Here is a 21808-nt window from a genome sequence, read left to right on the forward strand (position 1 = left end):
GTCTCACGCGCAGCAGGAGAGCCTCGATCCTGGCGTGCGCCCCGGACTTTAGTCCAGAAACTGGACTACTTTGGTGGCCCTCGTGATGCTAAAGTTCTCGCCATGAAAGGCTATGGATCATTTTGCCCTGTAGCCAAAGCTGCGGAAATTCTCACGGAGCGGTGGACCCCGCTCGTGCTCCGCGAACTGTTGCTAGGGTCCAGCCACTTCAACCAGCTTCGCCGCGGCATCCCCCAGATGTCGCCGACCCTCCTCTCCAAGCGCCTGCAAACGCTAGAGGAAGCCGGGCTAATCTCACGCCAATCAGGCGATAATGGGCATTGGGAGTACCATCCAACCCAAGCGGCTAGGGAGGCCCGGCCAATTATCGATGCATTGGGCTATTGGGGCCACAGGTGGGCGCGCAGCCAGCTTACGCCCAACGAACTCCACGCGGGCCGACTCATGTGGAATATGCGCCGTTCGTTCGATCTAAAGCACATTCCATGCGACTTTGTGCTGTACATCGAGATTGCGGACGCTCGACCGAGGCGCTGGTGGTTTGTTGTGAAGAAGGAGGAAGCGGATCTCTGCTGGGAAGATCCCGGCTTCGAGGTCGATATCAGCCTCCATGCGAGCCTGCTGACGCTTGTGCAGATTTTCATAGGCGAGTTGCCGCTGCTACGGGCGCGTGAGTTCGGCAAAATCGAGATCGATGGTCCAAAGCATCTTGTGAAGAGCATGCGGGCTTGGTTCCCACGCAGCAAATATGCCAATGAGTCGCCTGCGACCGCAGATCGGGTCTCAACCAGTTGACGACAATCTCTTAGTCCACTTTTTGGACTAGTGGCTCTGCTTCCCTGAGCGGTAGCGTTTGCGAATGCGCTCTTGCGCTAAGCATCCCAGCTAAAGGAGGCAAACATGAGCCGCCATTCCCTTCCTTCATACGCCCTACTATTGATTTTTACTTGTACGTGCGTCAGTCCCGCAGGGGCAGACCCACTTGCCGACGAACTTTCCTCGGCGGCTGCCAAATGGGATGCCGCCATCAACAACGCAGACTTCGATGCCCTATTACCATTGTATACCGCTGACGCCAGATTGATGCCGCCTGGTGCGCAGCCCGTCACCGGCTCTTTGGCAATCCGTAATTTCTTTGCCGGGCGAGGAAGAAGCGTCAGAGATCACAAGGTTGAGCTGGTCGATGTGTTGCCCATCGGCAGCTACGCCTATACCACCTCCCATTTCACGGCCACGTTAGTGGTGAATGAGAAGGCGGCGCCAATTTCTGGCAGCACCGTGAGACTCCTTGAACGCCAACCCGACGGACAGTGGAAGATAAAGTCTCATATCTTCGTTAAAGAATAAATTCGCGAGTGCCACAGCCGTCCGGTCAGACACCCACAGACCTGACACGGGTCGCAAGTGATAGATGGCCATGCACCCTATTGGTCCATAGCTGACGGTCTGCATGACGATCGCGAACGTCGGCTCTTCGAGGTGAACCGGAAGTCACCAGGCTCGGTCGCTATGGGCGGCTTTTGACCCAGAGTGGAAATCAGAGCTCGATCGCTGGTGAAAATCACCGAACGCAGCAGCACGCGCCGTGCCGGGTTGCACGCGGCCGCGCGTTGCGGTCGGGCAACACTTTCTGGAAAAGCGTGGCGCCAACTGCTTCCGCCCATTGCGCATTTTCATTTTGATCCGAATGATCGATGCCGTCGCGTGCTGGGCGGTGCAACAGGGCTCGGATCGAGCCTTTGGAGGCTACGGGGTGATGAACCCGCGGCGAATTGCGACTCCGGAGTTATGCGGGACGGTCATTCTCGCAGGTTGGCTCCTTGCCTGGCTTGCCGGCTCTGCCGGCACCGGGAACAGCGGCGTAGTGTCCATCGAGGACCTCGCACCATCTCTCGCCGCCAACGCCGAACCGGCTGATACGCGACAGGCCACGGCAGTCGACGACGTCACCAAAGTGAATGCTGAAGCAGCAATGGCTGCGGAACCCGCAACGGGGCCGGCGTCCGACAGGATGGCCACCCCGCAGGCAGGCGTCATGGTTAACGCTGTCGCCAACGCCGATGCGGGGATGGCGGTTGAATCGGTGCCGGCGACGACCCCTGATGCGACAGCGACCTCGAGCGAGCCGAAGCCAATCGTCGTGGCTGCCTTGCCGGATTCGTCGCAGACGCTGCGGGCCGAAACATCGCCGGTGCAAGCGGCGACGGCGAGCCCGCCTCCAGTGTCGAGCGACACCGAGGAGGCCGCAAGACCCCTGGATATTTTCGAGGAGTGCCTCGTCGTCGATGTCTGCATCGACCGGTACTTGTGGGCGCTCTACGAACGGACGCCGAAGCAAGACACGATCAGCGTACAAGAGCAGCGGAAAGTGACCGTCAAGAAGAAGCGCAAGACGGTGACTGTCACCAGGACGTTCACCAGACGCGTCGACAACGATTTCACGTGGAAGGATCCGAAGGCGGCGGAACGAATGGGCATGCCGATGATCGACTACGTGATTGGAGGGGTGGATCGGAGCTTCAAGCTCAAGCTGTTTCACGCGCTTTACGCGGCCGAGCAGGCCGGGTTGGCGCCCGGCATCACCAGCGCGTTCCGCGACGACTACCGTCAATCGATCGCGAGCGGCCTGAAGGCGGCGTCCGACAGGTCATACCATGGAGGGAGCTTCCGTGGCGGCTATGGCCACGGGCTTGCCGTCGATGTCGTGAGCGTCAAAGGCGCGACGCGGGCGGAGCGTTGGGTCACCACCGAGGCCCTTTGGAAATGGATCGACGCGCGTGGACCGGATTTTGGAATCGGGCGACCGTATCTCGATCGAGATCCACCGCATGTCGCGCCGATGGACGGCAAGGAATACGCCGCTCACCGCGGCGGGACGAAAGCTCGGCACGCGGAAGCGGATCGCAAGAAGCGTGACCGGGGCGCTGTGCGGGTCGTGGCGAAACGATCAAAGACCGCAAAAGCGTCGAAGGGGAGAACGATCTGATCGGGTTCAGCTGCGCCTTCCAACGCGACGCGGGCAACAATGCCTAGCAATCCCATCATCGTGCAAAAATACGGCGGCGTCTGTCTCGAAACACCGGCAAAAATCCGCGCGGCCGCGAGCAGTATCGCCGATCTGCATGGCCGTGGTCATCGTGTCGTGGCGATCGTTTCAGCGATGGGCAAGACCACTGATGAACTCGTCAGGATGGCCTATCAGGTCAGCCCGCATCCCAATCGCCGCGAACTCGATATGCTATTGACCACCGGCGAGCGCATCAGCATGTCCTTGATGAGCATGGCGCTGTCTGATCTCGGCGTGCCGGCGATCAGCTTTACTGGCAGTCAGGCCGGTGTCATGACCGACGGGTCCCATTCCTCCGCACGCATCCTGGACGTGCGGCCCATTCGCGTGTGCGAAGAGCTCGATCGTGGACGCATCGTGGTTTTGGCGGGCTTTCAGGGCGTGAACCCGCTGACCAAGGAAATCACGACGCTTGGCCGGGGTGGCAGCGATACCACCGCGGTCGCCATGGCCGCGGCGCTCAAGGCGGAGTGCTGCGAGATCATCAAGGAGGTCGACGGAGTTTGCTCGGCTGACCCGCGCATCGTCGCGGACGCAAAACCCTTGCGTCAGCTGGATTTCGCATCCCTATCCGAAATGTGCTTCTGGGGCGCCAAAGTCCTGCACTTTCGCAGCGTGGAGCTGGCCCACAGCCAAAACGTTCCTTTGGTCCTGAGAAAGTGGGGCGGCGCTCGACACAGCACGCAAGTGACGAAGGAGGTCGCAGACATGGAGAACGGAAAAGTCCTGGCCGTCAACTCGATGGCTCGCATCGAGCATGTGGAGATCGATTCGGCGGACCTCAATCAAGGCTTCGAGAAGTTCGCGCGGCATCTCCAGCAAAATGGCTTGCCTTGGCCGCAACTCCTCGCCTCGGCTTTCACCGCCGAAAAAACCCGCATCATGATGACTTGCGATTCTGAGACACTCGACGCGTTGCTGCGCACACTGGAACGGAGCAAAGACCTGCGCAAACAGCGCGAGACGCTGAGTTCTGTGAGCCTCACTTGCTTCGGCGGCATTTCCTCAGACCTGCCATACAAGGCGGTTCAGATTCTGCAACGTCACGGAATCATCGCCGACAAGTATATCCTGTCATCGCATTCGGTAAGCTTCTTTGTTCCGGTTGAGAGCCGTGAGGCCGCAGTCATGGCTTTGCATTCGCTGATCTAGTTGAAATTTGGCAAGGGATGACGTCGGCCCTTGGCATCGGCAAGGTGCAGGCCGCCTACTTCCGGATGATCAACGAGCGGGGCGGCATCAACGGCCGCCGGATCAACCTGATCTCCTACGACGATGCCGCGACGCCGGCGAAGACGGTCGAGCAGGTCCGCAAGCTCGTCGAAAGTGACGAAGTCCTCGCCGACTAGAGCGCAGTTACGATGGAATCGGAACGGGATTCCATATCCATGGTTCAAACGCGTTTTCTTCTATCAATGCCCGAGCCGCGCCTCCGTGCCGGCCAGGAGCCGCTGAATGTTGGCGCGATGGCGCACGATCACGTAGATGCCGCCTGCGATCACCAGCAAGCGATAGGCCAGCGGTTGCTCCAGGCCGCAGACGAGGACGATCGCCGTCAATGCCGCCAGCATCGAGCCGAGGGAAACGATCCGAAAGACAGCCACCACAGCGCCAAAGGCCGCCGCAGCGCCCAGGCCTACCGGCCAGGACATCGCCAGCAACACGCCGAGCCCGGTCGCAGCGGATTTGCCGCCGGTGAACTTCAGCCAGATCGAACGGCCGTGCCCTAGCAACACAGCAAGCCCGGCCAGGCAGACAGCCCACGACGCGCACGTTTGCAGATCAAGCGCTGCCGGCGGCTTGACGGACGGCAACGTGTACAACCAGGGATAAAACCAGCGGGCGAACAGGATGGCCGCCATGCCTTTCAGCACGTCGACCACGAGCACCGCCACTGCGGGCCACTTCCCGAGGGTTCGCAACACATTCGTTGCCCCGGTGGATTTGGAGCCATGCTGGCGGATATCGATGCCCCTGAGCAGCTTCCCCGCCAGATACCCCGTCGGCGTCGAACCGAGCAGATAGGCGATCGCCAATCCAGCCACGCCCGCGATCCAGAAGACCATGTCAGTCACCTCGATGCCCTTGGCGGCGCGTCCATGAATCCTAACGCGGATGCCACCAGCGTCCGCCGATCACGACGCCTTCGGATGCGATCTTGCGATCGCCCGCCAGATGCTCGCCGACCACATCGACATAATCGAACTGCCCTTCCCTGACCGAGATCAGCGTGGCGTCGCCGACGCTGCCCGGCTTGAGGCTGCCGAGCTCCGGCCGCCGCAACGCCATCGCGGCATTGACGGTGGACGCCGCGATCACGTCCGGCAGCGGCATCCCCATGCAGAGGAATTTCGACATCGTCGTCACCTGGTCGAATGCCGGGCCGTCGATGCAGAGCTGATGGATGTCGGAGGAGATGGTGTCGGGATAGAAGCCGTTGGCGAGCATCGCGCGCGCCGTCTTGAAGGCGAACGAACCCTTGCCATGGCCGATGTCGAACAGCACGCCGCGCTCGCGCGCGTCCAGCACGACCTTCTTCACGGTGCCCTGCGCGGTCGCGGGCGTGTTGGGGAACGGACGGAACGCATGGGACGCAGGCGCGCGAGCACCTCCTCATAGCTCGGCGGCGGATGGTCGATATGCGCCATCAGGGGCATGCCGACCTGCTCGGCAACCTCGAGCGCGATCTCGAGCGGCACCAGCCCCGAGGTGCCCGAGGCGAACAGGCCGACCCGCACCTTGATGCCGACGATCAGGTCGCGGTTCTCGTCGGCGACCCGCGCCGCATCGATTGGATTCATCAGCCGCAGCTCCTCGCTCTCGCCGACCATCACGCGATCCGAGAAGCCGAAGATGCCGGCGTGCGAGACGTGCAGATAGGCGAGGATGCGGACCTGGCTCGGCTCGATCACATGCTTGCGGAAGCCGGCAAAGTTGCCGGGGCCGGCGCTGCCGGTGTCGACCGAGGTGGTGACGCCGGAGTTGCGGCAAAATTCCTCCGCGTCGATGCCGAGCGAGGTGCCGCCCCAATAGACATGAGTGTGCAGGTCGATGATCCCCGGTGAGACGATCAGCCCCGAGACGTCGCGGACCTCGGTGGCGGGATCGGCTTGCAACTCGCGGCCGAGCGCAGCGACCTTGCCCGCGGCAAAGCCGATATCGGTCACGGCATCGAGTTTCTGCGACGGGTCGATCACCCGTCCGCCGCGCAGGATCAAATCGAAAGGCATCGTGTTCTCCGGATTCGGTCCGGCACGATGGTCGACTTCGCCGCCGCCTGCAAGCCGCTCAACCGACGCGGGCCTGCTGGGAAACCGGCGCGGTCGCTGTCGCATCATCCGCGCCCTTGCCAGCGACCATGTCCGATCCCTTGTCCACTCCGTTGGCCGACGCGACGATGGCCGCAATGGCGGGATTATGCACTGCCTCCGAGGCAGCAATGGTCTCGCGGGCCCAGCGGTACGAGGATTCGAAGATTTCCTGATGGCGGTCGAAATCGGTGACGTCGATGCCGTCGGGCGTCGGCGGACGCATCACCATGTCGAGCGGCGTGGTCGGCAGCGTATCATAGCGCTGATGCGCGACGAGGCTTCGCCACAGCACGTTGACGGCACTTGGCGCGGCCGGAAGCAATTTCTTGCGGAACGGCGTCAGCAGCGATGCAAGCAGCTCAAGCCGCCCCGGCAGCGCGGCATAGTCGACGTCGAACATCTCGGTTGCCGGGTCTCCGAAATGGACCACCAGATTCGGTCCGCTCTTCATCTGGTGCATCTGCGCCAGCGGAACGTTGTCGACGAGGCATCCGTCGACCAGCATCGAGCCGTCCCTCGTATAGAACGGCGGCAGCAGACCGGGGATGGCGCTCGACGCCCGCACCGCGTGCCACAGCAGACCGGTGCGGATCAATTCGAGACTGTGCGTCGACAGATTGGTCGCGACCGCCGCGAACGGCCGCCAGCAGTCCTCGATCCGGCAATTGTGGCCGTACTGCTCGGCGAGCGCGGCATCGAACGCCTTGTGGTCCAGCAAGGCGTAGCGCGGCCAGGTCGGGCGGCGGAAGCTGCGACTGGAGACGAAGATCTCATGCGTGCCGCGCTCGAGATGCTCGGCGTCGTAGTTCTTGGCAAAGCCCGCCGCCATCGCCGACCCGACGCTGGTGCCGACAAAGATGTCGAACATCGCGCCGCGCTCACGAAACGCCTTGTAGACGCCGACATGCGCGGTACCGAGGCTGCCGCCGCCGCCGGCGACAAATCCGACGGCGCGACCGCACAGGAAGCGAACCAGGCTGTCGATGTCGAGCTGGTCCTCGAGCGCGACGTGATGATGCATGAAGCAGGGCAGCCGCGCCAGCCACGCCGCCGTGCCGCTGACCTCGTGGCGCCTGACGTCATGAACCCGGACGAGGCGTCGCGTCGACGCCGGATGCACTCCGCAGGCGAAGCGTTCGATCTCGGTCAGATCGGGCGTCGGCGCATGGCCGCGGCAGGCGAACACGACAAGGTCGGCCTGACGGATGGTTTTCCGCGCCCACTCCGATGCGTCAGGACCACCGAAATAGGCCACCAGCGGCGCGTCGTACTCGATCCTGTTGAGCCAGTCGGCGACCTCGGATGCGTCGAGCGCGCGGCCGGGAAACATCGCCTGAACCCGCGCGAGGTCGACGATCTCGGCACCGGCAGCGGCAAGGCCTTCGCGTAACCTGTGCTCAAAGGCGGCAGGCACCGGTTCCCGTCCGCCCGGGATCAGCGCGACAGTGCGCGCCTTCGGCGACGCCCGGAGCGGCAACAGACGCGCGGTCTCGGTGGCAAACCGCCGCGCGAGCGCAGCCAGCAGCGCCTCGACGATCTCGGGCGTTTCCCGCGCCAGCGTCGTATAGGCGGCGCGCGTCAACACCAGCACGCTGGTGTCGCGGATCGCAATCACATTGGCGGTGCGCGGGATGTTGGCAAAGAACCCGATCTCGCCGACCAGCTCGCCGGCGCGAAGTTCCGCGATCGGTTCGGGATGACTGGTCCGGTACACCGCGAGCGCGCCATGCAGCACCAGGAACAGCGCGTCGGAGGCGCCGCCCTGCTCGACCAGCAGCTCGCCGCGCACGAGGTCGCGCCGGGTCATTGCGCCAAAGGCGATCAGCCGCTGCTCCGCGCTGAGGGTTCTGAACAGCGCGAAGTCCTCGGACACGTTTCCCCACGCAAACGTCGCGCTCGGCGGCACACGGTTCGAATGCATGATCCGATGTTAGCGCCGGGCCGTCGTCCCGGCGAGCGATATCAGGGCCCAATCGGCCGCACCCTGGACACAAATCCTTGGGAGCACTGCAGCAGGATTTGCAGCATCCGCGATCTGCTTCACCCGACCAATTCCGGCCACGGCACGATGGTCGACTTCACCGTCTTCATCGCCATTGCGTCGGCAACCGCGCGGGCGACGCCGTCCTCGGTGAACGGATAGATCGTCTGCATGTCGAGCCAGGGATATTTGTTGCGCGTGCGGTAGAGCATGTCGACGCCGAGCGGCAGGTCGTTGCCGGTAAAGCCCCAGGAGCCGAGCACGTTGAGATCCTTGGTGCAGATGCGGTGCCACGACGTGTTGATCGAGCCGGCATCGGTGAACTGCCCCATCTCGACATAGGTGCCGCCGTCGCGCAGCATCTCGATGCCCTCGGGGCCGGCGGTCGGATGGCCCGAGCAGTCCATGACGAGGTCGGCGCCGAAACCGCCGACGATGTCACGCACCGCCTTGATGCGCTGCTCCGGCGTCTTGAGCTGCTCGATATCGACGGTCGCCTCGGCGCCGAACTTGCGCGCCAGCGCAAGGCGCGGCGCCTCCGGCGCGCCGACGCAGATCACGCGCCCCGCGCCCATTTCCTGCGCGGCGGCGACCGCGAGGATACCGATCGGCCCCGAGCCCTGGATCACCACCGTGTCGCCCCAGCTGAAGCCGCCGGCGCGGGTGGCGCGGTTGAAGGCGCGGATGCAGGAGGTCAGAGGCTCGGAGAGCGCGCCGAGCCGCAGCGACATGTCGTCAGGCAATTTGTAGATCTTGGTGCCGGGCAGCATGTCGAGATCGACATAGACATATTCAGCCCAGCCGCCCCACATGTGCGGCGCCTTGTCGAAGCCGAGATAGCGGCCGTAATAGACCGGCGTCAGGCATTTGTTGGCGCTCTCGGGATAATGGATGCAGTAGTAGCAGCGGCCGCACGGCATCAAGGGCGGGATCATCACCTTCGATCCCACCTGCAGCGGCTTGCTCATGAAATCCTCGGTGAACTCCGCGCCGCATTCCACGATCACGCCGCCGAGCTCATGGCCGAGCGTGAACGGCCACGGCAACGGCTTCGGCCAATGTCCCTTCAGGATGTGCAGATCGGTTCCGCAAACGCCACAGGCGCCCACCTTGATCAAGGCCGCCTTTTTGCCGATTTCCGGCCATGGCACTGTCCGTATTACCGGCTTGGCTCCAGGTCCATCATGCGTGCAGACGCGGATCTGCTCCATCGGTTCGCTCTCCCTGTCCTTGTCGTTGGGCCGGGTTCGGCCGGGCCGACTTTAAGTCAGGACGTTTGGGATGTCATGAAGGCCTGTCATGAAGGTCTTGATGACAGACCTTGGCGGAACGAGGCGCTTCTCGTCCTGGCGGAGTATTTTCCGCAAGGAGGCATTGATTGTGAAAGCAGCCGAGGGTGAATTGGCTGGTAGCATTGCGGGGAACGACACCATGAATCCTGGTATCGAAGGTATCGTCGGCATGTACGTCAAGTTGGGCGAACTGGACACGCTGCAACGGATGAAGGAGCATCGACAGGGCTTGCTCGACCAATGCGTCGATACCGCGAATTTCAGCTTCGATGTGACGAGATCGATCTACAGGAGCGACCTCGAGGTGATCGAGGCGGGCATCGAGAGCCTGTATGGCGAGATCACTGGCATGTCGACGTCGTCAACGAAAAAAGGATTGCCGGCTGGGCGCTGTACAACCAACACCCCGACAAAAGGGTCGCGATCGATATCTACTTCAACGGCAACCTCGTTGGCGAAGTCGTCGCCGATGAGTTCCGCAACGATCTTCTCAAGCTCAACGAGGGCGATGGACACCACGCCTTCGTCTTCGTGCCGCCAAGCGGATCCTATCAGCCGCCGCTGCAGATTGAGGTCCGCGCGGCGAAGCGAAAGGTGCTGAAAGCCGTGACTGTTGAACAACCAGTGGCGGCTGTCGAACCGGAAACGGCTGTCGAACCGGAAATGGACGCCGAGGCCAAATAACCTCACCGCGCCGCTTCCGCACACCCCGTATCCGCCGGGCGCCGTCACCTAGGTGAATCCGCCGCAGACGCCAATACGGGCTGCGACATGACGGACGTGCGCGGGCGATTGACAGCGACGATCGCTTCACCGCAACCTGCGATGCAACCTCAGGTGACGGAATGAAGCCGCAACCCGGCTCGGAGCGAATCTTCGTGGACGCCAGCACCGATCCACTGGACGGGCGCGTGCGATGGGCGCCGGCGAAATCGCTGTGGCTTGGCAGCATGACCGCGGTCGCGATCATCCTCGGGCCGCTGCTGTTCACGTGGAGCGCGTTCGCATTGTTCATCGTCACCAGCGCGATCACGCTGTGCTTCGGGCATTCGGTCGGCATGCACCGCCGCCTGATCCATGCGAGCTTCGACTGTCCGCTGTGGCTGGAGCGGCTCTGCGTCTATCTCGGCACGCTGGTCGGGATGGCCGGCCCCTACGGCATGGTGCGGCTGCACGATTTCCGCGACTGGGCGCAGCGCCAGACGGCGTGCCACGACTACTCCTGCCACCGCGCCGGTTTCTGGCGCGACGCGTGGTGGCAACTGCACTGCACGCTGGTGCTGAAACACCCGCCCGAATTCCGGCTCGAACGGCGGCTCGCCGATGACCCCTTCTACGCCTTCGTCGAGCGAACCTGGATGTGGCAGCAATTGCCCTGGGCGATCCTGTTCCTCGCGATCGGCTCGTGGAGCTGGCTGGTCTGGGGCATCTGCGTCCGCGTCGCCGTCTGCGTTACCGGTCACTGGCTGATCGGTCATTACTCGCATCGCAAGGGCGGACAGACCTGGATCATCGAAGGCGTCGCGGCCCAGGGCTACAATGTCGGCATCGCGGGCCTGATCAGCATGGGCGAAAGCTGGCACAACAATCACCACGCCTATCCCGGCTCCGCGAAGCTCGGGCTGCTGCCGGGTCAGATCGACCTCGGCTGGTGGTTGATCAAGGCATTCGAAGCCGCAGGACTCGCGAGCAACATCAAGACGCCGGACAATCTTGCGCCCCGCCCGGGCGCGCGCCGCGTCGACGAACCAGGCAACGCCGATGCAGTCGCGCCGCGACATCGCGGCCGCGCATTGTTCCAGTAATCCGCAGCCGCGCATCTTCCGTTGCGGATCGAACGCCACGCAGCTATATACGCCGCGTCGGAAAAGGCAGACTTGGTTTGGTAAGCCCAAGTCCTTTCGAAAACGAAGGTCCTTTCGGAAACGAAGTCCTTCGAAAACGAAAGCTCTGGTCTCCTGCCTCATGCATGAGATCCCCACGACGAACACCGGACGCAGTCCAGGCGCCCAATGTTCGTCCGTGTGGTTCTCAACCCGACGAACCGCTCCGGTCGAACACCGACAAAGGAGCAGTTCATGCACGTCAGCCGCCTCCTTCCCCATGATGTCGTGATTGCCGGTGCCGGCCCGGTCGGCCTGCTGCTTGCCTGCGAGCTGCGGCTAGCAGGGTGCTCGGTGCTGGTGCTGGAGCAGGCCGCGGAGGCGCACTCGCCATTGAAGCGGCTGCCCTTCGGCATGCGCGGCCTTTCGGCGCCCAGCATCGAGGCGTTCTATCGTCGCGGGATGCTGGATGACATCGCGGCACGACAGCACACAAGAGATGGCTCGGGCAGCAGCGCATCGAATGGCGCGCGTTGGATGCAACGGCCGCGCCCAGCCGGCCATTTTGCCGGCATCCAGTTCTTTCACGATGATGTCGAGACGTCGAAGTGGCCGTTTCGACTGCCGAGCCCGGCAGGCACCAGCATGGCGGTCGAGATGGAGGCGCTCGAATCCGCCCTCGCCGCGCGCGCAACCGCGATGGGGGTTGAGATCAGGCGCGGCCTGCGTGTCGATGCGTTCGATCAGTCGGACGACGGCGTCACCGTTCGCGCCGGGGACGCGACTTTCCGCGCGCGCTGGCTGGTCGGCTGTGACGGCGGCCGCAGCATGGTGCGCAAGGCCGCCGGCCTTGAATTCGTCGGCACCGATCCCGAGTTCACCGGCTATTCGGTCGAGGTCGAGATATCAGATCCGGACAAGCTCCGCACCGGCCGTCACTACACGCCGACGGGCATGTATACCTACGCACGGCCCGGCACGATCGCGATGGTGGAGTTCGACGGCGGCGTCTTCCACCGAACCCGGCCGATCACGCGCGAGCACGTGCAGGCGGTGCTGCGCCGCGTCTCCGACACAGACGTCACGTTGACGGCGCTCCGGCTTGCCACCACCTGGACCGATCGCGCCTGTCAGGCGACGGATTACCGCAAGGGGCGCGTGCTGCTCGCGGGCGATGCCGCGCACATTCATTCTCCGCTCGGCGGCCAGGGGCTCAATCTCGGGCTTGGCGATGCGATGAACCTCGGCTGGAAGCTCGCGGCCACGATCCGCGGCGACACACCGGTGGACCTGCTCGACAGCTACTCGCGTGAGCGGCATCCGGTGGGCGCGCAGGTGCTGGACTGGTCGCGCGCCCAGGTCGCGCTGATGCGGCCAAGCCGAAGTTCGCGCGCGCTCGAAGCCATCATCCGCGACCTGATCGCGACATCAGACGGCGCGACCTACTTTGCCGAGCGCGTGTGGGGCGTTACGCTGCGCTACGATCTTGGCAGCAACCATCCGCTGGCGGGCCGCAGCGCCCCCGATTTCGAGCTCGCTTGCGGGGCTAAGCTCAGCGAGCTGCTCAGAGATGGTCGCGGCCTGCTGCTGGATTTTGATCGGCGCGCGCCCCTGCAAACGCTTGCCGATCGCTGGCACGGGCGGGTCCGCTACGTCGCAAGCGAGGCCGGCGATCGGCTGGGCTTGCGGGCGGTGCTGGTGCGACCCGACGGGTTTGTGGCTTGGGCCACAGACATTGAGCCGGATCTGGAGGAGACTGCTCAAGCCGCGTCGCGATGGTTCGGAGAACCTGACGCGGCACATGAATGAGCCTGACGTCCTCGGATACGGTGCACGTGTTCGTCGCCCGTCTCTCTCGCTCCGTGTCCGAGTTCCCTTTCACAACCGTAACGCCCCGTTAACCCTATCAGCCTTAGGGTCGTCGGGGCTCCGAATGGACGGTGGCCGGGTTTGTCGTGATGTCGTTTGCACAGAAGAAAACTACCGTCGTCCCCGTAGCCGAGGAGCGGCGGCGCTTCCAGCGCGTCAAGGTGCACCTGCTCGGCCGCTACATGCTGCCCGACCGGCGCGAGTTTCCCTGCCAGATTATCAACATGTCGCCGGGCGGCCTCGCTTTGCTGGCGCCGGGCATCGGCAATGTCGGCGACCGTGTGATCGCCTATCTCGACCATATCGGCCGGGTCGAAGGACGCATCACCCGCATCATCGACAACGGCTTTGCGATGACGATCGGCGCCACTGCGCGCAAGCGCGACAAGCTCGCCGCGCAGCTGACCTGGCTCGCCAACCGCGACATCCTCAATCTGCCCGAGGATCGCCGCCACGACCGTATCGTGCCGCGCAACCCGATCGCCCTGTTGACCCAGGAAGACGGCACGCGGATGACCTGCCGCATCATCGACCTTTCCTTGTCCGGTGCTGCGATTGCCGCCGAGAACCGCCCGCCGCTGAAATCGCTCGTGATGCTCGGGCGGGTACAGGCCCGTGTGGTGCGAAATCTCGAGGAAGGCTTCGCCCTCGAGTTCGTTCACGAGCAATCGGCGGAAACGCTCGAAGAGAGCGTTACCGCGAGGTAAAGCGAAAAACCGCTCAAGACCCCTGTTTTTGCCCGCGAAGGCAGCCACCGGTGCACCGGTGGCTGCCTTCGGCGCGTTTGGCCCGGTGAAAATCGGCGGTTAACGGCCGCAGCGTTTGACGCAACAAACCGCGCTGGCGCAGCGCTTGCCGCGTTAATGCATAAAATTTGAATCAATTGCAGTTGTTTCAAATTTTACGCGAATTCGATTCAAGTACAGTTCGAATTCGCCGCAGGTTTTAGCAGTATTCGCGTCAAATCTACTTTGCGTACTTAGCGGCGGCGCAAAAGCTTTGTGCGAAACGTGGTCCCAACAAGAAGAACGGGGGCCACGATGTTTGGGTTCAGGGGACAGGGGAAAGGTTTGGCGGTTGCCGCCATTCTGTTTGCGACGTGCGTGTCGGCCAAGGCCGGCGACGTGGTCTACGCCAGCCTGGGTGACGTAGCGCGTTCGCCGATCGGCTGGGTCGAATTCTGTGCCGACAATCCGGGCGAATGCCGCGGCGGCGCGACGCAACCACGCGACATCGTGTTGTCGCAGACCGCTTGGCGGGACCTCGTACGGGTCAACAAGTGGGTCAACGAATCCATCAAGCCGATGACCGACCTGGATCATTGGGGCGTGATCGAGAAATGGTCGTTGCCATCAGACGGTTACGGCGACTGCGAGGACTACGTGCTCCTGAAGCGCAAGATGCTGATGGACGCCGGCTGGCCCCGCGAGGCGCTGTTGATCACGGTGGTCCGCGACAAGAAGGGCGAAGGCCACGCGGTGCTGACGGTGAAGACCGACAAGGGCGAGTTCGTGCTCGATAACCAGAACGAGAGCATCGTCGCCTGGACCGACACTGGCTACCGCTTCGTCAAGCGGCAGTCGCAGGGCGATCCCAATGTGTGGGTCTCGCTCGGTGACAACCGCCCGGCAGTTGCAACGGCAAGCTCGCGCTGAGCAGAACAGGAAATTTCGAGTTCGCGACCCGGTCACATCCCCACCACTCCCCGTCCCAGACCGGTTCGCGCGCGGCCACCCTTCCCCCAAAGGGTGGCCGCACCTTTTTTGAGCGGCGCGATCGACGCCTAGTGTGCTGAATGCGAAGTTCGTGCGATTTCGCGGCAGCCACTTTCACGAACTTCGCATTCATAAAGCACACTAGAATCATAAGTTTGCTAGTGTCCTTATCGAATCCGAAGTTCGCTCCGAAGGTGCGGCAAATGATGCGAACTTCGGATTCGGGACACTAGAAGAACCGCTTGAGAAACGCCGCGGTCTCGTCTGAGATGCCGACGATCTTGTTGGTGGCCTGGCGATAGAATTTGAAATTCAGCTCGGTCTCGGGCCGGCCGTCGCCCCAATCCTTGAAGCGCTTGAGTTGGTCGCGCCCGAGCAGCCGCGCCGCGGATGCGGTGCGTCTGACCGTGATGCTGACGCGCGGCGTCTGCCTGATGACGCCGACCTTGCGCGGTGTCGCGTCGGCCGACGCGACGATCGCGCGGGCGATCAGGCCGTTGCCGCCCTCGTTCTCGCTCGCGAACACGAACACGATGTCATCGGCCGCGATGTGCTTGCCGCCATACATGGTCTTCTGCGCGGTGAAGGTGAACACCTTCGCCCGCGGATTTCGGATCTCGGTCTTGATCGCAAACGCCATCGCATCCCTTCACCGGCTCGCTTTGCCATCCGCGTCGGCGGCTTGACATCCTAGCATCGGCGATATTGAATTGAATTCAATTCAGCGAATGGGGCCACGATGGACGCGACGAGCCTGGGGACACGGGAACGGCTGCTCTCGGCAGCGCAGGCCGAGCTCATCGAGGGCCATGGGCACCTCGAGATGCAGGCCGTCGCAAGGCGGGCGCAGGTCTCGGTCGGGCTCGCCTACCATCACTTCGGATCTAAGGCCGGCCTGATCGCCGCCGTGGTCGAAGGCTTCTATGAACAACTTGATGCGACGGCATTCGGCGGCGCCAAGCTGTCCGCCGCGGACTGGGCGGACCGGGAAAAGGAGCGGATCGGCGCCTATGTCGCCTTTCACTATGACCACCCGTTTGCGCCCCTCGTGATCGGACCGCTCAGCCGCGCGCCCGAGGTGCTCGATGTCGAGACCGCCTTCACCGGCCGGCAGCTTGACGCCGGCGCCCGCATGATCGAAGCGGCCCAGCGCGACGGGATCGTGCCCGGCGGCATCGACCCTCACCTCACCATTGCGCTGATGATCGGCGGCATCCGCCAGGCGCTGATCGGCGCGCTCATGAGCGAAAGACGGCCTGATCCGGCAAGGCTGACCGGCGACATCTGGGCCTTCATGGCCGCCGCGCTGGGCTTGCCTGCCAAACCCCTGTCCGCGCGGCCAAGGGCCACGCGGCGCAACCGCAGCTAAGCTTCAGCCAGAACCCGAACATCGGTGGCCATCTTGTTCAATCCGCACGATTTTCACGCACCGCAATCGTCCTACAGCAAGCCGGATCTGCTGCGCTCGAGCGAAGGCGGCTATTTCGGCCCGGGCAATGCGCAGCTGCCGGCACCGCCGATGCTGATGATGGACCGCATCACCGAGATCAGCCTGGACGGCGGCGCGTTCGGCAAACGCCACGTCGTCGGCGAACTCGAGATTGCGCCGGACCACTGGTTCTTCGCCTGTCACTTTGCCGCCGACCCCGTGATGCCCGGATGCCTCGGCCTCGACGCCATGTGGCAGATCATCGGCTTCTGGCTCGGCTGGTCGGGCTCGCCGGGCAAGGGCCGCGCGCTCGGGGTCGGCGAGGTCAAGTTCAGGGGGCACATCACGCCGGATGTCAGGCTGGTGCGATATGAGGTCGGCATACGCCAGGCCAGGCGCGGCCGGCTGGTGCTCGGCATCGCCGACGGCCGGCTGCTCGCCGATGGCGCTTGCGTCTATCTGGCAAAGGACATGCGGGTCGGCCTGATCGCGCCCAGAGGCTGAATTCGGGGACCTTGAGTTCGGGTCGGCCAGAGGCCGAGCAGGCCGGGCAGCACGGCCGAAAACTAACATATGATACAAATTTCGCTGCTGCCGCAGTGGTCTACACACCCCCCGGTTTTGCCCGCGCCGGGGTTTGTGCTATTTCGAACCTTTCAATTGATGTCCGGTTGTTGGTCGCATGGTCGAACTTGCCCCCCGGAATTCACAAGCCAGCAGCCTGATTGGCGTGCAGCCGATCGCGATCGGCGCCGTGGCGCTGGTGCTCGTGCTGTTCGGAATCGGCTCGATCGCGCTGTGGCGTGCCTACACCGGCAACGTGCCGGAGACCGACCGCATGGTCGCCGCGCGGCAGTTGCAGGCGCGGACCGCGCAGGTCTCCGAGGCTCTGGTGGAAAAGACCAAGGGCATGGAGGCGACCCAGCAGGAATCCATCGACCAGCTGCAGGAGGTGCAGGACCAGCTGCAGACCATGCGCAAGCAGTTCGCCTTGCAGGCGGCCGATGCCAAGAGGCTCTCCGACCAGGTCGCCGCGCTGACCGAACAGGTCGAGGGTTTGCGCCAGTCGCTGGCGAGCGCGCAGGCCAACGAGCCGGCCGCCGAGCCCGCGCCGCGCAAGCGCTCGAAGGCCACCCGTAGCGCCAACCGGAAGCGCCACAGGTCGCGCGGTTGAGGCCTACGGAGACCCCGCCCCACTCAGGTGACCAGCCATAAAAATGCGCCAAATCCCCAGCAAGATCATCATCTAACGGGGAACTTTCGCGCTCGAGGGCTGCCGGCGGCGGCCGATCATGAGTGCCCGTTACCGTGAATTAATCCTGACTTTGTGAACTGGTTCACATATCGGCCTTCGAATCCGAGTCATCTTCGAATGACCGGATGGCGTGAGCCGATTTCAATATCCGGGGCTGGCAAGGTCGTTGACGGTATACTACGTCGACGGCCTTGTTTTTTGGGGTCCTTGAATCCCGCTCGGGACCGCCCGGCAGGAAAGCTCCGGCTCGAGATCCCGAAGGCGGCCCTCGCCGCGCGAAAGACGCAGACCGCCTTTAAGAAATACGGCGTGCTCGGCTGACGACTCTGGATGCGCAGCACCACCGCGGCCAAAGCCGCGGCGAACGGAATTGCCGCCCTATTCGGTGCGATCGCGTAAGGCGCGATCACCTCGCAGCCGCAGCCGCGCAAGCTTCGGCTCGAGCTCGCGCAGCATGTAGATCAGCGCAACGGCGAGGCTCGCAACAACCACCATGAGCAGCAATGTCAGGTCAGGAATGGTCAGCATCTTGGATGTCCTCTGGGCCCGGCTCCAATCGCAGCCGGACCATTTGTTTTCGCGGCGCGCTCACGCACGGACTTCTGCAAGGCGGTGCAAGCTGCATACCAGTGCGCGACCCAGCGCGGCGGCCGGGCATCGAAACGCCGGCCGCGCCGATCATTGCAAGACCATCAGCATGGCGAGCGAATGGACCGGCCATGCATGAGCGAATGGCTCAATTGCAAACCTGCACCGGCCGAACGCGCCAGCCATACGGTGTCATCACGCCGCGGCGCACGACGTAACAACCGCCGTAACCGTAGCCGTAGCCATCGTCATAGCCGTAGCCGGCGTAGTATGGATTGCCGTAATAGCCGTCATAGTAATCGTAGGCGCCATAGCCCAGCCCGAAGCCGACCGCAGCCGCCGCGAGCGGATAGCCCCAGCCGCCGCCCCAGCCGCGCCGATAGTAACCACCGTTCCAGCCGCCACCACGCCAGCCTCCGCCGTGCCAGCCGCGGCCTGCCCAACCACCGCCGATCGCAGCCGACCGGAAGCCACCGCCTCCGCCCATCGCCCGGAATGCAGCGCCGCCGCCGTGGAAGCCGCCAAATCCGCCACCGCCGCGGAAGCCGCCGCCACCATGAAAGCCGCCGCCACCGAAGCCACCGCGTGCCGACGCAGCATCGATGGTGAACAGACCGACCGAGGCCGTCGCCAGCAAGGCAATCATCGTTTTACGCAACATCACCCGTTACTCCTTTTTTCAAAGGCTTTGTTTTCAAGCCTCCTCCGCCGCGTCCTGCGCATGCTAGCTCAATCTAGGACCGCAGCTTCTACCGCGCGCCTATGTCGCGCTCACATCTGCGCGACCCGCGTTCATCAAAGCACGGCCGTCAGAGCTTAACAGCCGCGGCAGATGCCTTTCGTACGGCGCTCGACTTTTTCGTTCTCGTCGGCGATGGCCTTGTCGACGCTCTCGGTCGTCGTTGCCGATCCGGTGGTAACGCCTCTACCGGTATTGGGGCCGCCGGAGGATTGCGCGGTCCCGGCGCTGTTGGTCCCGGCCGGCGGTGAAGCGGCTTGCGGCGATGTCGGGCTGGCTGACGAAGGGCTGCCGGTCCCGGCGCCGCTCCCGGTACCTTGGGCGACGGTAACCGCGGGCGTCAGCACAATCGCGATTGTCGCGAGCGCGGTGGTGACAGATAATTTAGATAATTTACGCATGACAATTCTCCCTTGCGGACGTCAACGAGTCCGCAAAACGCCGGTTCCGACAGGCGTTGGAGCAATACAGTTTGGGAGCAATGCAATTTGCGCAAGCTGATCGAGTTTGACGACGACACTTTCGACAAGCTGAAGCAGCTCGGGCGCGACCGGATGGCGACCTTGCAGGAGCTCGCCGACGAGGCTTTCGCCGACCTGCTCAAGAAGCACGGCATTCCGATCGACCTGAAGGATGCGCTCCGCAAGAGCGCAAGACTTCAGGAGGCAACGAGACCGCAAGACGCAGCGAAGCCTCGCACCACTGCAGCGAACGCTGCGCGCAAGCGCGGCCGCAAGCGCTGAGGCTTCAGCCGATCTTCTTCAGTCCCGCTTTGTATTGCGGACCCCTGATCGCGTAGGACTTCGCCGGCCGCGACAACGCCTCGGCCTGCGCAGCGTCAAGCGTACGCACCACGCGGGCGGGCGCACCGATGATCAGGGAATTTTCCGGAAACTCCTTGCCCTCGGTGATGACGGAGCCGGCACCGACCACGCTGCCGCGCCGGATCCGCGCACCGTTCATCACGATCGATCCCATCCCGATCAGCACGCCGTCTTCCAGCGTGCAGCCGTGCACGATCGCATTGTGGCCGATGGTGACGTTGTTGCCGATGCTGAGGGGAAAGCCGGGATCGACGTGCAGGGTGGAATTGTCCTGGACGTTGGAGCCCTCGCCGATCTCGATCCACTCATTGTCGCCGCGCAGCACGGCGCCGAACCAAACGCTCGCGGCGGACTTGAGGCGGACCTTGCCGATCACCACGGCATTGTCGGCGATGAAGTAGCTGCCGTCGGCGGGAAGATCGGGCGCCTGCCCGTCGAGTTCGTAGATCGCCATTGAGGTCTCCCTGGAGCGTTCTCGAGCGAAGTGGACACCGGTTCGCGTGAAGAAAACGCGTCGAAACGAAAATCCAGAGCTTCGGTTTCTGATTCAATCAGAACCGAAGCCCTGATCGCAGGAGACCTTGGCACGACGGCCGACATGGTTTCAAGCAAGCGCGACCGTGATCGGCCGCGGATCATGATCGGATCAGGCCAGCACGCCCGCAGCGCGCAGCGTCATCACGAAGAAGGTGCCCGACATCAGGCTCCAGAAGCCGGAGATGACGGTTGCCATCATCACGAATTCGAAGCGGCGGCGCTCGATGCGCGCCCCGCGCAGCGTGTTGCGCATGATGATGAACGGTGCGGCGAAGACGAGGAACGGGACCGCGGCGAAGGTCTTCGGCGCCGCGCCCTCCTGCAGCAGGCCGAAACCGGCCGGGCGCTCCGCCATCGCCTGGTAACCGTTGGCCAGCGCGCCCGCGAGCGCGAAACCGATCAAGAGCGAGAACAGGGAATTCAAGGTATCGGGCGACATCGGAACTTCCGCTACGCAACAGGCCACCTGCCCTGCTTCGCAGAATTGGCAGCCTGCCGCCACATCATCCTTAAGGAAAGGTTAACCGGACACGTCAGGCGCGGCGTTTGCGCATGGCCATTCGGTCCCGGATTCCATTGGAATCGTACGGAAATTCCCCGCCACGTGGCATATTCGGCAGATGATTCGGCCACTCCCGACCTGATCTCAGCCTCGCTCATGACGCTTCTCTCGACCGCCCAGCATCTCGCCCGCGACACCCGCCGCAACCCGCGCGCGCATCTCGTTCCGATCATCGCCTCGGCGGTGATCGCGGCCGGCGCGGTCGCGCTCGTCGCCTATCTGCTGTGGCCGACCTACACGACCATTCCGCCGAGCGATCCGTCGCGGCTGCCGGTGAGCGTCGGCGGCACGCTGTTCAACGTGCCGACCATGGCCGTGCGCATGAAGATCCAGCGTCACTCCGGACCGCAGGAGCGCGTCGATTTGAGCTTCCTCTATCCGTCGCTGGACGCGCCCGCCGCGCCGAAGCACTACAGCGCCGATACAGTCGAGGACAAGGTGCAGCCGATCGACAGGATCTTCGTGTCGATCGCGGCGCACCACGATTCACTCGCGCCGGACATGCGCCTGCGCACGATCTATCCGCGCTATCTCGACGAGCGCGCAAACATTGATGACGGCCTGACGGCGCGCGCGTTCCGCGACGGCACGCCCTATGGCGGCGAGGACCTGTTCACGGCGAGCGAGCCGCAGCTGACCGCGCGCTGCACGCGCGACACCTCGACGCCCGGCATGTGCCTGAGTGAGCGGCGCATCGACGGCGCCGACCTGATCTTTCGCTTTCCGCGCAGCTGGCTCGCGCAGTGGCGCGACATCGCCACCGCGATGAACCGTCTCTCCGCGCAGATGCACAGCGCGAAGGGATGACACTGTCAT

At 63.6% G+C, this 21808-nt stretch carries 23 protein-coding genes and 2 pseudogenes; 15 read left to right on the forward strand and 10 right to left on the reverse strand.

Annotated features, from left to right (window positions below; genetic code table 11):
* Positions 1–102 precede the first annotated feature (102 nt).
* The 5 genes and pseudogenes from I6F38_RS10620 to I6F38_RS10640 all read left to right on the forward strand — a co-directional run.
* Positions 103–795, forward strand: a complete 693-nt coding sequence (locus I6F38_RS10620; RefSeq protein ID WP_225160262.1) for a winged helix-turn-helix transcriptional regulator — start codon at positions 103–105, stop codon at positions 793–795.
* A gap of 105 nt (positions 796–900) precedes the next feature.
* Positions 901–1347: a DUF4440 domain-containing protein gene (locus I6F38_RS10625; RefSeq protein WP_225160263.1), complete on the forward strand. Its 447-nt coding sequence runs from the start codon at positions 901–903 to the stop codon at positions 1345–1347.
* A 340-nt stretch (positions 1348–1687) separates the two neighbouring features.
* Positions 1688–2986 (forward strand): peptidase M15, encoded by a 1299-nt coding sequence (locus tag I6F38_RS10630; protein ID WP_225160264.1) that lies wholly within the window; start codon positions 1688–1690, stop codon positions 2984–2986.
* A 39-nt stretch (positions 2987–3025) separates the two neighbouring features.
* Positions 3026–4219 carry an aspartate kinase gene (locus tag I6F38_RS10635; protein ID WP_225160265.1) on the forward strand — a complete coding sequence of 398 codons (1194 nt, stop codon included), beginning with the start codon at positions 3026–3028 and terminating at the stop codon, positions 4217–4219.
* Positions 4219–4404 (forward strand): annotated as a pseudogene (locus tag I6F38_RS10640) (ABC transporter substrate-binding protein); the annotation flags it as partial. The gene I6F38_RS10635 and the pseudogene I6F38_RS10640, both read left to right, overlap by 1 nt.
* A 75-nt stretch (positions 4405–4479) precedes the next feature.
* Here the strand turns inward: I6F38_RS10640 and plsY are convergent.
* From plsY to I6F38_RS10660, 4 genes and pseudogenes are all read right to left on the reverse strand, one after another.
* Positions 4480–5133, reverse strand: a complete 654-nt coding sequence (gene plsY / locus I6F38_RS10645) for a glycerol-3-phosphate 1-O-acyltransferase PlsY (protein ID WP_225160266.1) — start codon at positions 5131–5133, stop codon at positions 4480–4482.
* A gap of 40 nt (positions 5134–5173) precedes the next feature.
* A pseudogene (locus tag I6F38_RS10650) lies at positions 5174–6297 on the reverse strand (amidohydrolase/deacetylase family metallohydrolase).
* 58 nt (positions 6298–6355) lie between these two features.
* On the reverse strand, positions 6356–8299 hold the full coding sequence (locus tag I6F38_RS10655; RefSeq protein ID WP_225160267.1) for a cyclic nucleotide-binding and patatin-like phospholipase domain-containing protein: 1944 nt from the start codon (positions 8297–8299) through the stop codon (positions 6356–6358).
* A 119-nt stretch (positions 8300–8418) separates the two neighbouring features.
* The gene (locus tag I6F38_RS10660; RefSeq protein ID WP_225160268.1) at positions 8419–9570 is read right to left on the reverse strand and encodes a zinc-binding dehydrogenase; all 1152 of its coding nucleotides are present in this window, start codon (positions 9568–9570) and stop codon (positions 8419–8421) included.
* A gap of 321 nt (positions 9571–9891) precedes the next feature.
* Between I6F38_RS10660 and I6F38_RS10665 the strand changes: the two genes are divergently transcribed.
* The 5 genes from I6F38_RS10665 (at position 9892) to I6F38_RS10685 (ending at position 14998) form a co-directional block, all read left to right on the forward strand.
* Positions 9892–10335, forward strand: a complete 444-nt coding sequence (locus I6F38_RS10665; RefSeq protein WP_225160269.1) for a hypothetical protein — start codon at positions 9892–9894, stop codon at positions 10333–10335.
* A 161-nt stretch (positions 10336–10496) separates the two neighbouring features.
* The gene (locus I6F38_RS10670; RefSeq protein ID WP_225160270.1) at positions 10497–11456 is read left to right on the forward strand and encodes an acyl-CoA desaturase; all 960 of its coding nucleotides are present in this window, start codon (positions 10497–10499) and stop codon (positions 11454–11456) included.
* 273 nt (positions 11457–11729) lie between these two features.
* Positions 11730–13283, forward strand: a complete 1554-nt coding sequence (locus I6F38_RS10675) for an FAD-dependent oxidoreductase (RefSeq protein ID WP_225160271.1) — start codon at positions 11730–11732, stop codon at positions 13281–13283.
* Positions 13284–13432: 149 nt separating this feature from the next.
* On the forward strand, positions 13433–14050 hold the full coding sequence (locus I6F38_RS10680; RefSeq protein ID WP_028336124.1) for a PilZ domain-containing protein: 618 nt from the start codon (positions 13433–13435) through the stop codon (positions 14048–14050).
* Between the two features lie 333 nt (positions 14051–14383).
* Positions 14384–14998, forward strand: coding sequence for a transglutaminase-like cysteine peptidase (locus I6F38_RS10685; protein WP_225160272.1), 615 nt, complete (start codon positions 14384–14386; stop codon positions 14996–14998).
* Between the two features lie 289 nt (positions 14999–15287).
* Here the strand turns inward: I6F38_RS10685 and I6F38_RS10690 are convergent, their stop codons facing one another.
* The gene (locus tag I6F38_RS10690) at positions 15288–15698 is read right to left on the reverse strand and encodes a hypothetical protein (RefSeq protein WP_225160273.1); all 411 of its coding nucleotides are present in this window, start codon (positions 15696–15698) and stop codon (positions 15288–15290) included.
* 99 nt (positions 15699–15797) lie between these two features.
* Here I6F38_RS10690 and I6F38_RS10695 point away from each other — a divergent pair, with 99 nt between their 5' ends.
* The 3 genes from I6F38_RS10695 to I6F38_RS10705 all read left to right on the forward strand — a co-directional run bounded on the left by I6F38_RS10695 (position 15798) and on the right by I6F38_RS10705 (position 17661).
* Positions 15798–16427 carry a TetR/AcrR family transcriptional regulator gene (locus tag I6F38_RS10695; RefSeq protein WP_225160274.1) on the forward strand — a complete coding sequence of 210 codons (630 nt, stop codon included), beginning with the start codon at positions 15798–15800 and terminating at the stop codon, positions 16425–16427.
* Between the two features lie 33 nt (positions 16428–16460).
* Entirely contained in the window at positions 16461–16991 is a 531-nt protein-coding gene (fabA, locus tag I6F38_RS10700; RefSeq protein WP_225160305.1) for a bifunctional 3-hydroxydecanoyl-ACP dehydratase/trans-2-decenoyl-ACP isomerase, read from the forward strand.
* A 178-nt stretch (positions 16992–17169) separates the two neighbouring features.
* On the forward strand, positions 17170–17661 hold the full coding sequence (locus I6F38_RS10705; protein WP_225160275.1) for a hypothetical protein: 492 nt from the start codon (positions 17170–17172) through the stop codon (positions 17659–17661).
* A 459-nt stretch (positions 17662–18120) separates the two neighbouring features.
* Here I6F38_RS10705 and I6F38_RS10710 read toward each other — a convergent pair whose 3' ends face one another.
* The 3 genes from I6F38_RS10710 to I6F38_RS10720 form a co-directional block, all read right to left on the reverse strand.
* The gene (locus tag I6F38_RS10710; RefSeq protein ID WP_225160276.1) at positions 18121–18270 is read right to left on the reverse strand and encodes a hypothetical protein; all 150 of its coding nucleotides are present in this window, start codon (positions 18268–18270) and stop codon (positions 18121–18123) included.
* Positions 18271–18478: 208 nt separating this feature from the next.
* The gene (locus I6F38_RS10715; protein ID WP_225160277.1) at positions 18479–18991 is read right to left on the reverse strand and encodes a hypothetical protein; all 513 of its coding nucleotides are present in this window, start codon (positions 18989–18991) and stop codon (positions 18479–18481) included.
* Positions 18992–19146: 155 nt separating this feature from the next.
* A complete protein-coding gene (locus tag I6F38_RS10720; RefSeq protein ID WP_225160278.1) occupies positions 19147–19470 on the reverse strand; it encodes a hypothetical protein in 324 nt (107 codons plus the stop codon).
* A gap of 87 nt (positions 19471–19557) precedes the next feature.
* Here I6F38_RS10720 and I6F38_RS10725 point away from each other — a divergent pair, with 87 nt between their 5' ends.
* Complete coding sequence (locus I6F38_RS10725) at positions 19558–19812, forward strand: hypothetical protein (RefSeq protein WP_018272329.1); 255 nt, start codon at positions 19558–19560, stop codon at positions 19810–19812.
* A 4-nt stretch (positions 19813–19816) separates the two neighbouring features.
* Here I6F38_RS10725 and I6F38_RS10730 read toward each other — a convergent pair whose 3' ends face one another.
* Both I6F38_RS10730 and I6F38_RS10735 read right to left on the reverse strand, forming a co-directional pair.
* Positions 19817–20347, reverse strand: coding sequence for a gamma carbonic anhydrase family protein (locus tag I6F38_RS10730; protein ID WP_028336118.1), 531 nt, complete (start codon positions 20345–20347; stop codon positions 19817–19819).
* Between the two features lie 192 nt (positions 20348–20539).
* Positions 20540–20869 (reverse strand): hypothetical protein, encoded by a 330-nt coding sequence (locus tag I6F38_RS10735; protein WP_028336117.1) that lies wholly within the window; start codon positions 20867–20869, stop codon positions 20540–20542.
* Positions 20870–21088: 219 nt separating this feature from the next.
* Between I6F38_RS10735 and I6F38_RS10740 the strand changes: the two genes are divergently transcribed.
* Positions 21089–21799, forward strand: coding sequence for a hypothetical protein (locus I6F38_RS10740; protein ID WP_225160279.1), 711 nt, complete (start codon positions 21089–21091; stop codon positions 21797–21799).
* Positions 21800–21808: the final 9 nt, after the last annotated feature.

Origin of the sequence: Bradyrhizobium sp. BRP56, assembly GCF_020194035.1 — a bacterium.
Lineage (GTDB): Bacteria > Pseudomonadota > Alphaproteobacteria > Rhizobiales > Xanthobacteraceae > Bradyrhizobium > Bradyrhizobium australafricanum.